This is a genomic window from Rothia sp. (in: high G+C Gram-positive bacteria), assembly GCF_015265375.1.
Taxonomy (GTDB): domain Bacteria; phylum Actinomycetota; class Actinomycetes; order Actinomycetales; family Micrococcaceae; genus Rothia.
Window position 1 is genome coordinate 1 of record NZ_JABZXW010000054.1, and the last position, 15,412, is coordinate 15,412.

General features: G+C 64.3%; 9 protein-coding genes. 2 read left to right on the plus strand and 7 right to left on the minus strand.

Translation table 11 applies throughout. From position 1 onward, the window contains the following. Positions 1-37 precede the first annotated feature (37 nt). The gene (locus HXO69_RS07175) at positions 38-337 is read right to left on the minus strand and encodes a DUF4193 domain-containing protein (protein ID WP_005506382.1); all 300 of its coding nucleotides are present in this window, start codon (positions 335-337) and stop codon (positions 38-40) included. A 326-nt stretch (positions 338-663) separates the two neighbouring features. Between HXO69_RS07175 and sepH the strand changes: the two genes are divergently transcribed. After that, positions 664-1,845 (plus strand): septation protein SepH, encoded by a 1,182-nt coding sequence (sepH, locus tag HXO69_RS07180; RefSeq protein ID WP_296546202.1) that lies wholly within the window; start codon positions 664-666, stop codon positions 1,843-1,845. Positions 1,846-1,966: 121 nt separating this feature from the next. Here sepH and HXO69_RS07185 read toward each other — a convergent pair whose 3' ends face one another. Next, positions 1,967-3,247 (minus strand): alkaline phosphatase family protein, encoded by a 1,281-nt coding sequence (locus tag HXO69_RS07185; RefSeq protein ID WP_296546204.1) that lies wholly within the window; start codon positions 3,245-3,247, stop codon positions 1,967-1,969. An 80-nt stretch (positions 3,248-3,327) separates the two neighbouring features. Further along, positions 3,328-3,921 carry a DUF5998 family protein gene (locus HXO69_RS07190; RefSeq protein ID WP_296546206.1) on the minus strand — a complete coding sequence of 198 codons (594 nt, stop codon included), beginning with the start codon at positions 3,919-3,921 and terminating at the stop codon, positions 3,328-3,330. A 309-nt stretch (positions 3,922-4,230) separates the two neighbouring features. Here HXO69_RS07190 and HXO69_RS07195 point away from each other — a divergent pair, with 309 nt between their 5' ends. Then, positions 4,231-6,756, plus strand: a complete 2,526-nt coding sequence (locus HXO69_RS07195; RefSeq protein WP_296546207.1) for a DNA topoisomerase (ATP-hydrolyzing) subunit A — start codon at positions 4,231-4,233, stop codon at positions 6,754-6,756. 242 nt (positions 6,757-6,998) lie between these two features. Here HXO69_RS07195 and HXO69_RS07200 read toward each other — a convergent pair whose 3' ends face one another. The 4 genes from HXO69_RS07200 to HXO69_RS07215 all read right to left on the minus strand — a co-directional run. Continuing rightward, the gene (locus HXO69_RS07200; RefSeq protein WP_296546209.1) at positions 6,999-10,964 is read right to left on the minus strand and encodes an ATP-binding cassette domain-containing protein; all 3,966 of its coding nucleotides are present in this window, start codon (positions 10,962-10,964) and stop codon (positions 6,999-7,001) included. Between the two features lie 187 nt (positions 10,965-11,151). After that, positions 11,152-13,383: an ATP-binding cassette domain-containing protein gene (locus HXO69_RS07205; protein ID WP_296546211.1), complete on the minus strand. Its 2,232-nt coding sequence runs from the start codon at positions 13,381-13,383 to the stop codon at positions 11,152-11,154. Then, the gene (locus HXO69_RS07210) at positions 13,380-14,507 is read right to left on the minus strand and encodes an efflux RND transporter periplasmic adaptor subunit (RefSeq protein WP_070643012.1); all 1,128 of its coding nucleotides are present in this window, start codon (positions 14,505-14,507) and stop codon (positions 13,380-13,382) included. Before HXO69_RS07210 ends, HXO69_RS07205 begins: the two co-directional genes overlap by 4 nt. Before the next feature lie 80 nt (positions 14,508-14,587). After that, positions 14,588-15,412: multidrug transporter (locus HXO69_RS07215; protein WP_296546213.1), on the minus strand; the 825-nt coding region annotated here is incomplete at its 5' end.

Consider the following 15,412-nt stretch of genomic DNA (forward strand, 5'->3'; position numbering starts at 1 on the left):
GTGTAGGTCGGGTGGGTGGTAGCCCTTCCCTAAAGTTTTAGCCCTCGCACTCGATGCAGTAGGACAGGCCGCCCTCTTCGCGTGCAATCTGCGAGCGGTGGCGTACCAGGAAGCAGGATGCGCAGGTGAACTCGTCGTCCTGAGCGGGCAGAACAACAACGTTCAGCTCCTCGTTGGAGAGGTCAGCACCGGGCAGCTCGAAGCTTTCTGCTGCGCTGTTTTCGTCTTCGTCCACCGCACCGGACTGCATCTCGGAACGGCGGGCGTTCAGCTCCTCGTAGGACTCTTCGTTCTGCTCTTCGTCCTGCTTGCGAGGTGCATCGTAATCAGTTGCCAAACTTTCACGCTCCGTTGGTTCTGTGGCTGTGTGTTGAACTAGGCCACGCTGGTTTAATGAGTGCTCTAGGTGCCGCCGGTGGGGTTTTAACCCCGACGGCATGCCAGGTATTGTTCACCATTGGCACCCTATTTGTCTAATCCTGGGTAGGCTTTGGACTGTTTTGGCGTCACATTCTAGCTTTTTCGGTCCGAAAAGTACATCTTTTTTTGGGGAAAATCCCGCCTCCGCTACTGATTTACCGCGCTTTCACGGTACCCTGGAAGGTAGTTTGCGTTCCGTGCAACACATTCACGAACGCGTCCGGTTCACCTATGGAGGTTCTCATGCTTGAACTGCGTCTGATTGGCGTTCACGATGACGGCGAAAATCTGGTGCTTGAGTCTGCTGACGGCACCCGCTTCTTGCTGCCGATTGACGCGAACCTGCGCACGAGCATCACCAAGGCTCGCCGTATTCAGCCCGCCCGCGGTCTGGGCGCTAAGGGCACCTACGGCCCGCGCGATATTCAGACCCGTTTCCGTCAGGGTGCCTCCGTTGAGGAAATCGCTGAAGAGTCCGGTTGGGAGCCGGAGCGCGTGCGCCGCTACGAGTGGCCGATCGTTGCTGAACGTGCCCACATTATTCGTGCCGCTCAGAGCGTGAAGATTGGCCGCCGCAGCTCCGCTTCGGGTACCGCGCAGATCCCGGTGACCCTGAGCGCCCGCATTGAGGAAGTCTCCGAGCGTTACGGTTTTGAAGAGGCAACCCAGGACTGGACCACCCGCCAGCAGGAGAACGGCCAGTGGCGCGTTGAGGTTGATATTGCGCTGAAGGATTCGGTGCGTCAGAACCTGCCCGCGCAGGTCGTCTTCCCCGCACGCTGGGTGTACAACCCCGCAAACCAGGGCCTGTACGCGTCGAATGAGGCGGCGTACTTCCTGATGGGCAATAGTGAGGACGCTGTTGCCGCCGCCGCGAAGAAGGCTCCCGTGGAGGTTCCCCCCGCCCGCCTGCCGAAGGCACCCGAGCCCGCACCGGCACCCCTTACTTCCTCTGAGAGCGCTGACGAGCGTAAGCTCAAGGAGCTCCTGGAGCGCGCCCGCTCGGTGCGCCCCGCCCAGGTTGAGGAGCCCGAGGTGTTCGTGCACCGCGAGTCCGCCGAGGCTCCGAAGGCTGAGGCTCCCGCAGAAGCTCCGAAGGCTGAAGAGCCCGCAGTTGAGGCTCCCGTAGCGCCCGTTGCAGAGCCTGCGGCACCCGCAGCACCCGTTGCTGAGGCACCCGCCGAGGCGGCATCTGCTCGAGGCCCGCTGACCGGCGTACCCGCCGCACACACCCCCGCGGCGCATCCGGCACCGGAAGACTACAGCGAGCACGCACCCGCCGAAGAGCCTGCTGAGGTCGCTGAAGCATCTGCCGAAACTCCCGCGGCGGAAGCTCCCGCATCGGAGAAGCCTAAGTCTTCCTCGAAGAAGCAGCGCGTGAGCGTTCCGGCATGGGACGACATCATCTTCGGCGGCCGCAAGTAGGCGACTGCCCTCGCAAGGGTATTTAGACATACGAAAACCGCTGGTTATTCACCTGAATAACCAGCGGTTTTCGTTTGTCCTCTAGCATTTTAGAAGGCTGAAGTTTTAGAAGTCTGGGGCTTTAGAAGGTCTTGAGCATGCGCAGCGGTACCAGGCGCTCGGCGTCGGTGAGCGAGCCGTGCTGACCAACCATGTGCAGGGCACGCTCCTGGTAGTGGCGCATATCGTACAGCGCCCAGTCGTCGCGAGCGCACACCATCAGGTCGCCAATGCGGCCGCGTGCCGCATCCGTGATGACCGGGCCGAAGTAGCCGGCACGCATCAGCTCGCGAGAATCAATCACCCAGGCGCGATCGCCCCAGTACTGCGCCCAACGCTGAGCGGTGGCGGTACGTGCCGCCTCCGAGGTGTCTTCCAGGTACAGGTGCACGGCGCGCGGTTCACCGGCGGTCATTGCGATATTGCGGGTCAGCTCCTCCACGCCGGAGTAGTCGATGCGCTGGTGCTCAGGTACATTCACCATGCCGTGATCGGCGGTCACGAAGAGCGCCGCCCACGCCGGGGCGCGCTCCGCCAGACGCTTCAGAGCCGAGTTCAGTTCCTCCAGCTGCTGCAACCATTCGTCGCTGCCCACGCCGTAGCGGTGGCCCGCCGCGTCAATCTCTCCCCAGTACAGGTATACGGTGGTCGGGGTGCGGCTGGAGAGCGCTTCCAGGGCGTAGGTGACGCGGGCGTTATAGCCGACGGCATCCACGAAGTCGCCGCCGCGCAGCGCCGCCTCGGTCAGACCCGTGCCGCGGTACTTGCCCAGCGAAATGGTGAGCACTCGGCGGTTCGTATGGTGGCGTTCCAGCACGGTCGGCAGGGGTTGCCAGGCGTGGGGGTCCACCGACTGATCCCAGCCGGAGAGGTGGTTCATGACCGAGCCCGCTCCCCCGTTACCAGCCGGGTTGCGCACCTCGTAGCCCGCAATGCCGTGCGCGCCGGGTGCCGTGCCGGTACCCAGCGAAGTCAGGGAGGCGGCGGTCGTAGTGGGGAACGCGGCGTCCAGCGGGCCCAGGTTTAGGGTCTTACGCAGGGCGGGCGCGTAGCCGCCGTAGCTGTTGATGAGCTGCTCGCCCAGGCCATCCACCATCACCACGCAGGTGTGACGGAACGACGCCGGGTCAACGTCATGCTCCGCGAGGCGACCGGCAAGGTTCAGCGGGTCGGCTGCAGAGTTGAACGCCGGGTCGGAATCCAGGGCGTGCGCGGGGCGCGCCAGGCTTCGCTGAGCCACCAGGGAGGAGGCGGACTCCAGCACATCGGCGATGCTATTGCTGCCGTAGGCGGGCGCGGGAGGCAACGGCGCGCCCAGAACATCGTGCAGAGTGGGCTGTTCGGTGCGGGACGGGGCCGTCATAGGTTCCTCTCGGGTCTCTCAGGGGTGTGACGAGCGCTAATCGCAAGCGCCGTCGGGGTGCAGGCGCGGGATGCCGGTGCTTATCGGCGGGTTGCGTACATGCGGGCACGGTGCAGGGCACGCGCAAAATGCTGCGCACGCTGAACCGACTCCGGGCCGTCAGCGGTCGCAGACACACGCACCGCAATGTCCTCGCGGCGCGCATCACCGGTGAAGCCGTGGTCGGCGTTGCACTGCGGATCCTGGCAACCGGCGGGCGCCAGCTCCATGTGCAGGGAGCCGGTCCAGGCAATCTGGAAGGAAATCTCAGTCGGGGCGGTGCTACCGGCGTTGTACCCCTGCGGCTGGCTGAAACCGTAGCTGATGGTGACCGCGTTCAGAGCGCTCAGGTGCACCGCCTCCACGCTCACGTGCGCCACGGTGCCCTGCGCATCCCCTTCGAGGTGCTGGTCGTCCAGGTGCGCGAAGATGACGTGCTCGCCGCAGAGCACCATTACGGTGATGTGGCGGTGAAAATCATCGCGCGAGAAGTGGGTTTCGTGCTGTACGAAGTGCGCGTCCGGGTTCATGCCCGCCAGCGCGTCATCCACCACTTCCAGCACGAGGTCGGGGTAGAAACCGGCATGCTTAATGTCTGCGACCAGTTGCTCGCGTTCGGGGGTGGTGGCGTACATCGTACCTCTTTCGTGCGGTGCCTTCAGGAGGCGACGTCGGTCGGCGCGCACCGTGAAGGCGGTTAGGTATTACTCCCCTCTACCTTAGAGGGTTCCAGCCGGGCTATGCTACTTGACCACGCAGTGAAGGCACATATGACACGGCAGATGACGGAACAGATGAGACAGTGTCCACTCCCCCGATGCGCCCCGCAACATTCCCCGTAGCGCCTGCAGAACCCGGCACAGGGCGGTGACCAGCCAGCCCGATTCATCCGCTCCCACCCGCTAAAATAGGAGGAGCGAAAACACACCGACACGAGGAGATATATGGCTCGCCGATCCAAATCCGCCGTCAGCGACTACCCGGTGGATGTGGTAGAGAATATCGTCGACATCGACGTATCCGCCGAGATGGAATCCAGCTTCCTGGAGTACTCCTACTCGGTGATTTATTCGCGCGCCCTCCCCGACGCCCGCGACGGCCTCAAGCCCGTGCAGCGCCGCATCCTCTACATGATGCAGCAGATGGGTCTGCGCCCCGACAAGGGCCACGTCAAGAGCGCCCGCGTGACCGGCGAGGTCATGGGTAAGCTCCACCCGCACGGCGACGCCGCCATCTACGACGCCATGGTGCGCCTCGCTCAGCCTTTCGCGCTACGCCTGCCCCTCGTGGACGGTCACGGTAACTTCGGCTCCCTCGACGACGGCCCGGCAGCCGCCCGATACACCGAGGCACGTATGGCACCCGCCGCGCAGGCGCTCACCGCGGACCTCGAAGAAGACGTGGTCGACTTCGTACCGAACTACGACAACCAGTTCATGCAACCCTCCGTGCTGCCCGCCGCGTTCCCGAACCTGCTCGTCAACGGCACCACTGGCATTGCGGTCGGCATGGCAACCAACATGGCGCCGCACAACCTGCGCGAGGTCATCGCCGGCACCCGCCACCTCATCGCCCACCCCGAGGCGAGCCTCAAAGACATCATGAAGTTCATCCCCGGCCCCGACCTGCCCACCGGCGGCACCATCGTGGGTCTGAGCGGAATCCGTGACGCCTACGAAACCGGCCGAGGCACCTTCAAGACCCGCGCGAAGGTCTCGATCGAGCAGGTCAGCCCCCGCAAGCAGGGCATCGTCGTCACCGAACTGCCGTACATGGTCGGCCCCGAAAAGGTCATCGAAAAGATTAAGGACGGCGTCAACTCTAAGAAGCTCACCGGCATCTCCGACGTGGTCGACCTGACCGACCGCACCAACGGGCTGCGCCTCGTCATCGAAATCAAGAACGGCTTCAACCCGGAGGCGGTGCTCGCCGCCCTCTACAAGCACACCCCGCTCGAGGACTCCTTCGGCATTAACAACGTGGCGCTCGTGGACGGTCAGCCTCAGACCCTCGGCCTGCTCGACCTGATGCGCGTGTACATTGACCACCGCCTGAACGTGGTCCGCCGCCGCACCGAGTTCCGCCTGGGCAAGCGCACCGACCGCCTGCACCTGGTCGAGGGCCTGCTCGTGGCCATCCTCGACATTGACGAGGTCATCCAGATTATTCGCGAATCTGACGAGACCGCTCAGGCACGCGAAAAGCTGAAGGTCGTCTTCGACCTGACCGACACGCAGGCGAACCACATTCTGGAGCTACGCCTACGCCAGCTCACCAAGTACTCCCGCCTGGAACTCGAGGCAGAACGCGACACCCTGCAACAGGAAATCGCGGAACTGCAGCGTATCCTCAGCTCCGATGCGGCGCTGCGCGAACTGGTCTCCGAGGAGCTCGCAGAGGTTGCCGAACGCTACGGCACCGATCGCCGCACCCAGCTCAAAACCAAGGACGACATGCAGGTCGCCATCGAGGCGGTCACCGCGCAGTCCAAGGCGAAGAAGAGCCTGGGTCTCGCCCTCGAAATCGCTGACGACCCGTGCTGGGTGCTGCTCTCCGCCTCCGGTATGATGGGACGAACCCCCGGCAAGCCCATCCGTGAGGCTCTCGTGGATCCCGGCAAGCGTTTCAAGCACGACGTGTTCGCCTCGATTGTGCCGACCACCGCGCGCGGTGAGATTGGTGCCGTGACCTCCGCAGGCCGTATGGTGCGCCTGTCCGTCATGGACATTGCGGTGCTGGACGAGAACGGCGGCACCCCCTCCATGGTGTCGGCGGTGAAGGCAGCCGAGCTGGTTCAGCTCGCCAAGGGTGAGAAGCTGGTTGCACTCGTGCCGCTGAACACGGTGCTGGCGATGGCAACCGCGGGCGGCGTCATCAAGCGCGTGAACCCCGACTACCCGCTGAACCAGACCGAGTGGGACATCATGAAGCTCAAGGACGGCGACGAAATCGTAGCCGCCGCCCCCTGCCCCACCGACGATGCGGTGCTCACCTTCGTCACCCGCGATGCGAAGCTGCTGACCTTCGACGCCGCCAAGGTTCGCCCGCAGGGACGCACCGGCGGCGGTATCGCGGGTATCAAGCTTGCCGACGGCGACCGCGTGATTGCTCTGGGCGTGACCGCGCCCGGCGATGCGGCGGAGGTCGTGACCGTCACTAACGGCAAGGACGGCCTGGCGAGCGCCAAGGTCACCGCCCTGGCCGAGTACCCACAGAAGGGCCGCGCAACCGGCGGTGTGCGTGCGCATCGCTTCCTCACCGGTGAGAGCCAGCTGGCTCTGGCATGGGTGGGCGTGGGCCCGGCGAAGGCGGCGTCCTCCGGCGGTGTGGCTCGTTCTCTGCCGACCGAACACGGTGCCCGCGACGGTTCCGGCGTGATGCTGACCCAGAGCATCGGCATTGTGGGCCCGAACTATGCGGCTGTTTCCGCGGCGCTGGCGGTTAGCCCGGAGGGTGAAAAGCTCTTCTAGGCTCGCCGTTCACTGCCTTTCGTGGCGGCGCTACTGCCCGCTTCTCAACGACCGATTGAGCCACCAGACGGTAGCTAAATCGCCACAACTCCAAATGCAGAAATGCCCCGGTACTTTCGTGAAGTACCGGGGCATTCCCATGCACACTATTTTTTCTAGGGGCGTTTTTCTGAGGTGCTCTTCTAGGGCGTCCTTCCGGGGCACATCATCGGCGCGCCCCGCCGCCTGTTAGAGGGCAGCCGCTAGAGGCGAACCACCTCATCGCAGCGGGCAATATCCTCAGGACGGTGCGATACCAGAACCGTAGCCACGGAGCTGGAGCGGGTCGCAGCATCCAGGTCAGCCATCAGCGCGCGAGCAGACTCGGCGTCCAGGTGCGCGGTCGGCTCATCCAGCAGCAGCACCGGCGAGTTCACCAGCAGGGCACGAGCCACCGCCAGACGCTGACGCTGACCACCCGACAGGAACGAACCGCCAGCACCCACCGGGGTTCGCAGGCCCTGAGGCAGAGCGTCAAACCACTCGCCCAGACCCACACGGCGAAGAACCTCAACCAGCTCTTCCTCGCTCGGGCGATCCGAACGGTCACGAGCCAGCAGCAGGTTGCCCTCAAGGGTCGACTCGAAGATATGCGCCGCCTGCGGGCACCACGCCGCGTAGCCGCGCAGCTGCTCGCCCTCCAGGACCTCACCGGAAGCCAGCACACGGCCGGACTCCAGCGGCAAGAAGCCCAGAACGGTCGCAAGCACCGTAGACTTACCGGAGCCGGAGGGGCCGGTCACCGCAGTCCAGGAGCCCGCACGGGCGTTCATGTTCAGATCGGTGAAGACCGGGTGATCCATACCGGGCCAGCGGGCGGCAGCGTCCTGCAGACTCAGGGCGGGATCAGTCTCAGTGACCTTCACGCCGAGCTCCTGCGGGGTACCGCAGCTGACCAGGGTGGGTTCGCCGGGCTTCGGCGGGCGCGGGGTATCGCTCTTAGAACCAGCCGCAGATTCGGGGCGGGCAAAACGCTGGGCACGCTGACGGTCAGCCTCTAGCAGCTCCTCCATCTCAGCCTCCGCGCGGGCACGCAGACGCTCAGCACGACGCGGCAGAACGTGAGTGTCCACCTCAGCCTCGGTCGGCACGGAACGCTTCAGAGTCGAGGTGGCGACAACACCCTCCAGGGATACATCGCGCACGCTCGGGGCGATCGTCGCAAGCAGGCGGCTGAACGCGGGCCAGGAGCGGACCGCCTCAACATGGCCCAGGGAGCTTTCCAACATGCCGGTGCACAGCAGCACCACAATCGCCGCCTCGGGGGCACGCACGGTGCCGTCAACAGCCAGCGGGTACGCAATGATTGCGCTCGCCAGAGCCGCGCCGAACCAGCTCAGGGTCACGAGAGTACGGCCCACACCCTGCGCGGTCGAGCCCTTCTGCAGGGCGGACAGGTTCTCGGCGTCCAGGGCGCCGTTAGCCTTCTCAGCGGTGGATGCCACGCCGTTAGCGCGCAGGTCCTCAGCCGCCGAGAGCATGCCGGTACCCAGGCGCAGCATCTGCGCGGTGGAGCGGCGAGCGAGCGCCTCCGCACGGGCATCGGCGCGGAGCACAATCCACGGAGCCACAAAAGTGCTGACCAGCACGGCAAGCAGGACCGGGACCAGAGCCTGCGGCAGGATGCACGCGGTCGTAATCAGCGCCGCGGTCATGACCAGCAGGTGCGCAGCCGGCGGAATAATAACGCGCGGCACGCCGTCACGCAGCTCATCAATACCGCCGACGAGGCGTTCGAGCAGCGCGTCACCACGCAGCAGGGCACGCACGCTACTCACGCTCTGCCATGCGCCAACCCAGGCGCGCAGACGCAGAATATTCGCGGCGGCAAGAACCTTCGAGTGGGTCATCAGACGCTCAGCGTAGCGGGCGCAGGCACGACCCAGACCGAAGAAACGCACACCCACAATGGCGACCATCAGGTACATCATTGCCGGGCCCTCGGCGGCGCGAACAATCAGCCAGCCGGACAGCGCGGTCAGTGCAGCAGCCATCAGGGAAGTAATCGCAGCCATGATCACCGGGCCGGTTGCGGCGCGAACACCGATACCGGTCAGTTCCTTCAGGGTGCGCAGGCTTGCGAACAGGCCGGCAGGCTCGGCTTCCTTGACCTCGGCAGCTGCGGAGGCGCCCGCCGGGGCGGTGCTTTCAGCCTCGTACTCTTCCCTGTCCTTGAGCAGGTGCGCGGGGGCTTCGGCAGGCACGGGCACGCAGGCGGTGTTCGCCTCGGCGGTCCATGTGTAGCCCTGGGCAGTCTGCACAGCACGAACGAGGGTGTCGCAGCCAGCGGCAAGCTCCTGCTCGTGGGTCACAATCAGCACGGTTGCGCCAAGTTCCGCCAGGCGGTGCAGGGCGCGGGTCACCAGGTATGCCGAGTAGGCGTCCAGGTGCGCGGTCGGCTCATCCACCAGGACGGTCAGCACGGTCTGCTCACCGCCGACACGGTAGATAGCCTCGGCACGAGCCAGGGTGCGTGCCACGGCGAGGCGGCGCGCCTGACCTGCGCTGAGGGCACCGGGTTCAAGGGCGGTTAGCTTCTCCATGCCCAGCTGAGCCAGCGGACCAACCAGCAGCGCCGACTCGGCATCGGTGACGGACAGCTTCTTGGAGTCCATCGCATCGCCGAGCAGAACGGCTGCGCGCTCACGCTCCGCCTCAGTGGCACTGAGTGCGTAGAGAGCCATTTCGGTCCGCACGGTCGGTGCGGTGAAGACCGGCGACTGCGGAATGACCAGGGTGGTTCCCAGGCCGGTCACGCTACCGGTCAGGTGCACGGGCTCCTCCGAGCCGGTGGGCACCAGGCCCTCACGCACGGCACCGGAGAACACGTTCAGCAGGGTGGACTTGCCGCAGCCGGATTCACCCATCACGCCAATAACCGCGCCGCGCTCACCGTTGGCGGTGGCAACGCGACGGTTCAGGTTCAGAGACAGGTTAGTCACCACGGCAGGACGCGCCGGGTAGCTGACCGACAGGTCCTCAACGGTGATGGTGGAAGGCTGAGCCTTCTGCGATGCTGCACTCTGCTCTGCCGAGTCCGCAGCAGCGGCGGGCAGGGGCGCGTCAATAATCTTCTGGGCGCTACGCAGGGCGGCAACGCCGTCCTCCGACTGGTGGTAGGCGGCACCCACATCACGCAGCGGCTGGTAGCATTCGGGAGCCAGCAGCAGCACAAGAATTGCGGTGTCCAGGCCCAGGGTGCCGTTGACCAGGCGCACACCAATCAGCACAGCAATCAGCGCCACCGAAATGGTGGTGATGAGTTCCAGCGCGAGCGAAGACATGAATGCGCTACGCAGGGTCTGCATGGTGCGTTCCCGGTAACGCTGACCGAGGGCGTTCATGGCGCGGGTCTGTGCACGTTCGCGGCCCAGACCGATAATGACGGGCAGGCCGCGCACGAGCTCCAGAATATGGTCGGAGAGGCGATGCAGTTCAGCCTGCGCTTCCGCGGTTTCGTCGCGGGTGTTCTTACCGATCAGGATCATAAACACCGGAATGAGCGGCAGGGTACATGCCAGGACCATGGCGCTCATCCAGTCCAGGGACGCCACAACAACCCAGAGGATGAACGGCACAATCGCGGTGGACACGAACGCGGTCAGGGTCTTGGTGTAGTAGTCATCCAGAGCGTTCAGGCCGCGGGACAGCAGCACGGCGGTCGCGCCGGTACCTTCGGGGGTGTCGGCGCCACCGGTGGCGAGCACGCGCTTGAGCAGCGAGGAACGAATCTGAGACTTCGCTCCGGAGGCGGCACGCTGCGCGCTCACAGCCAGCAGGTAGTCGGTGCCCGAGCGCACGAGCAGCGCAATGACGGCGACCGCAATCAGGCCGGGGGTAATGGCGTCACCGTCACCGAAGATACCGCCGAGGCCGAGCAGCCAGCCGCCGTGCGCCTCCAGCTGTGCCTGGGCGGAGCCGGCGAACTCAACGTAGGCGCGGTACACGTCCGGCGCGCTAGTCTCTTTGAGGCGCGCGTGTTCGGCGGCGACAGCGGCGAATCCGGCGTGTGCCGCGCGGGCAATAATCACAGCCAAGGCGGCACTGAAAAGCACCGTCGCGAGGGTGTGCACGGCGGTAATAATGCCGAACGTGCTGAGGGTTTTACGGGCGTCAGGGCCCAGAGGCGGGCGACGGTCAGCGCGGTCGTTGCGCTTTCCTTCGGCCACCTCTGGTGCCTCTGTGTTCTGATGTTTGTCAGCGTGGCGCGGTGTGTGCGTTCGGCTCACGATTTTGTCCTTTGACCTAGTCTCTGGTGTTTTTACCTCCCCTTATTTTAAGGTTTGGGCTATCTAATACCTATTTGACCGGTCATAGTTCGAGGATTTGGTGAGTTTGCTTCCCCATGCGGGCGCTTTAGCCGCGCATCGCGTCGGCGGGGCTCTTACGGGACGCCACCCACGCCGGGTACGCCGAAGACACCAAACCGGTGAGGGCACCAACACCCACGCCGAGCACAACGAATCCCGGTGAGAGAATCGCCTGCCAGCCCTGCACGAGCGAAAGAATGATGGTCGCAATCATGCCGGAGCAGGCACCGATAGAGCCACCGAGCACGCCGAGCATGACGCCCTCCATGAGGAAGATGCGGGCAATCAGCCATTTGCTGGATCCGATAGCGCGGCGTAGCGCGATCTCTGCGGTGCGCGATTGTACGGACAGGTACATGGCGGTTGCCGCCGAGAGCGAGGCGAGCACCAGCAGAATGCCGGAGAGCACACCCACGTACAGGCCCAAATCGGAGGCGATGGACGCGCGCAGGCTCTGCAGGTCGGAGGGGGTTTCCACGTTGATCTGGCTGGGTTCAGCGGGCTTGAGGGTCAGCGGAATTGCCTTGGCGACCGCTTTGCCGTAGCCCCGTTCGGTTTCGGCAATGTATGTGACCTGGCCGCGTCCGGTGCGCTGAAGTGTGCCCGGCGAGACAATGACCGTGTTCCTAAATTCGTAGCCGCTATTGCCGGGGTCGAAGAGGCCGATGACCGGCATCAGCTGACCTTCCACCCAGATGCTCACACCGGGTGCCACCTGCGGCAACCCACCGAGCTTAATGCCGTAGTCGACGGCGGGTAGCTCGCCGGGCCTGGGCTCGGTTGTGGCGTTATCTGCAGCCTTATCTTCGGGAATAATGCCGAGGGCGCGGGCAGCGGAGACCGACACAATAGCGCCGGAGAGCTGCTCGGAGCGTTCACGGTCAGCAACGTTCTGCTGGGTGAGGGTCGAGTTCATCTGTTCGAGCGCACGCAGGGTTTCGGGGTTCATGCGGGCACCGATTTGCTCGAGCCGGGTCTTCGAGGTGGAGCTGAGGCTAATCGCCGTTTTGGGTTCGTCCTCGTAGGGGCTGAACCGGGTGATTCGCACGTCGGCGGGTGCCACGCTGCTGACGAATCCGGTGTTCTTCACGTAGTCCAGCGCGCTAATGCGGTCGGCAACATTCTGCGCGGATTCGCCCTGCCGGTAGGTTCCGAGCATGTTCTGGTCATTGTCCCTGTCGCTGATGTAGAGCGTGGATTGTTCGGATCCGAGCAGGCGCTGGTTCACCTGGTAGCTGGCGGATTCGCTCATGCCGGAGGCGCTGATGAGTCCGCCCACGCCCAGTGCGAAGGACAGGCCCAGCAGCAGGGTGCGTAGCGGTCGGGAGGTGAGCGCAGAGATCGCCTCGATGCTGTCGTCGGTGAGGAAGCTTCCGCGGCGATGCGTAGCGGGCTTCTCCCCCGGTGCGAGGCTAGCGGGAGCATCTACCGGGGCACTTGCCGGGACTTCCGTCGGGGTGTCCCCTGCAACCGGCACAGCCTCAGCGACCGGTGCCGTAGCGGAATCGGCGCGGCTCTGCTCGTGTAGCCGTCCATCCTCAATGCGAATCACACGGCGGGCGGCGGCGGCAACCTCCGGGTCGTGGGTAATAACCAGCACGGTACAGCCGGTGGCGTTAATGCGCTGCAAAATCTCAATGACCTTGGCGCTATTGTGGCTGTCCAGGTTGCCGGTGGGCTCGTCGGCAAGAATCAGCGGCGGGCGCGTGGCGAGGGCACGAGCAATGGCGCAGCGCTGCTTCTCGCCGCCGGAGAGGTAGCGGGTGCGGATGCTGGCGCGGTCGCTCAACCCCAGAAATTCTAGGGTTTCTTCGGTGCGTTGCAGGCGCTCGCCGTAGGGTACGCCCTGCACGCGCAGGCCCATGGAGGCATTGGTTGTGCTGGTTTCATCCAGCAGCATGTTTGAGGACTGGAAGATGAAGCCGAGGTGGTCTCGGCGCATTTCGTCGCGTTCTCTGTCGCTGAGTCCTTCCGTGTTTTTGCCGAAGAGGCTGTAGGTTCCGCTGGTGGGCGTGTCGAGCAGGCCAATGGCGTTGAGCAGGGTTGATTTACCGGAGCCCGACGGACCAATAATGGCGAGGAATTCGCCGCGTTCGACCACCAGGTCGAGGTGATCGAGAACGGGCCGTTCGCTGCCCTCGAAGACGCGGGTAATGCCGCGCATTTCGATAGCGGGTGCAGTGCCAGGGACGGCATTGAGTACCGCGGCTTCTCCCCTACCGTGCGGGGCTGTCATGCCGTCGGGGGCTCGCTCGGGGGTTATCTTTCGGCGGCTCATGAGACTAGCACCTTCTGTCCCGCGCTGAGGTTAGCGTTGATTGCGGCGTATCCGCCGGCGGTGCGCAGAACCTCAACGTTGACTCGTTCGGTGGCGGGCGCATCCTTGTTGGTCGAGGTGGAGCTTCCACCCTTTTCAACGAGCACGTAGGTGCCCTGGGAGTCCTGGCGTACCGCGGTGGTCGGCACGGCGAGGGTGGTTGAGGTGTTGCCCTTACTGGTGATGGATGCGCTCTGACCCGGCGTGAGCTTGCTCGGGTCGTCGGCGCTGAATCGCACGCTCTTTGCCGCACCCTTGGAGGGGTCGTTCTGCAACTCACCAATGCTGGTGATGGTGCCCTCCACACTGCCGGTGGAGGTGCGCAGGCTAACGCGGTCGCCGACCTTGAGCTTGTTCGCGACGGCGAGTTCAACGCTGGATTCCACGTAGGGTTCGCTGGTTTCTACACTCGCAATGGGGTTGCCGTCACTGATGAGCTGGCCCACCGCGGCAACGGCGGTGACGGTGTGGCTACCACCGGGCAGAATCGCGTAGTTACTGCGGGCGATGGTTGTGACCCCCTCGCTGGGCACACCGGTCAGGTGCGCGCGGTGCAGACGCGTGACAGCTTCGAGGGTGTCTTCGGTAACGGTGCCGCTCTGCTCGGTGGAGTACCCGGCGGAGTTCAGCGCCTTCTGGAAGGCGAGCACGTCGTCGCCGTTATCGCCCAGGTTGAGGTCGCGGTACAGCGGCAGCGGCCCATCCAGCACGAAGACGGGGTCGGCGCCAATAATGCCGATGAAGTCACCGGCCTTGAGCACGTTGCCGGGCTTCTGGTTCTGGTAGACGAGCACCGGCTCACCGTTGGTGCGCGCGCTAATCGGGGCGGTCTCTCCCGCCTTGGTGGTTCCGGCAATGGCGAGGCCCTCACTGACGGTTCGTTCTTCAACCTTCGCCCAGACCGGAATCACGGTTTTCGCCTGCACGGCCGGGTCGGGGCCCGTGGCGGCGTAGCGGGTGCCCAGGTAGAAGGACAGCATGAGCGAACCGATGGCGAGAATAGCCAGCAGCAGGAGCACGCGGGGTCGGGCGATGCGCTCGCTAAAGCGGTGCCCGCTGTTTTGGTTTTTCGTGTGAGTGGTCATGGCGGTGTCTTTCTGAACTGTGTCAGCGCTGTCTATTTCTCTGCGCTATATTTCGTTGCGCTGTCTTTTAGCGCCCCGGTTTACTGGTGCTCCAGAACGTACTGCTTGAACTTCTCGTCACGCTCACGTTCTGCCTTGCGTTCCTGCTCAAGCTGCGCCTGGTACTTGCGGATGAGCGGCATCTGGTACTGGGCTTCCAGGTCGTAGAGCTGCTTGCTCATGCCGACCTGCTGGTTACATTCGGCCTGGATGGTGGCGATGCGAATCTCTTCTTCGGAGGCGGGCTCGTTGAAACCGCCGTTCTTGCTCAGCTGCTCATTCAGCGGGCTTTCCTCGGCTACCGACCCTGCCTTAATGGGGGTGAGCCCCCGGTCAGAGACGCATTGCTTCCACTTCTCTTCGAGCTCGCGGTGCAGTTTGCTACCGTAAACGGCGCTGGTTGCGTCGCTGGAGATACGACTGGATGTGGACTGCACATCATTCTCGGGCCTCTTGCCTTCGGGCACCGCGGCATCCAGGGTCTCGCGGGCCTTGGGGTAGCATTCGATGTTGAGCCGCTCCTCGGGGCTCATACTCTCCCCCGAGTTAAAGGAGATGGGGGCGGCTGCGTTGGGGTCTCGCTTCTGAAGACCGTACTTCTGGGTGTACTCGACGTTCCAGGGACCGTACTTTCGTCCCAAATCACCGCGGGGTGCGCTTTCAGAATAGGGAGCTTGGATAGTGTAGTTCTGTCCGTGTTCGGCGTAGCACTGCTTCATGGCAATCTGAAAGGCCGTGTGTTCGTAGTTGGTGCGCTCGTAGTAGAGGTAATCGTCCAGGGGCATCTTCACAATGTCCTGCTCCGCGTCAAAGACGGCGTGGACGCTTTCGTCGCGTTCCAGCGGCGGGTTGAAGAGCGAGCATGC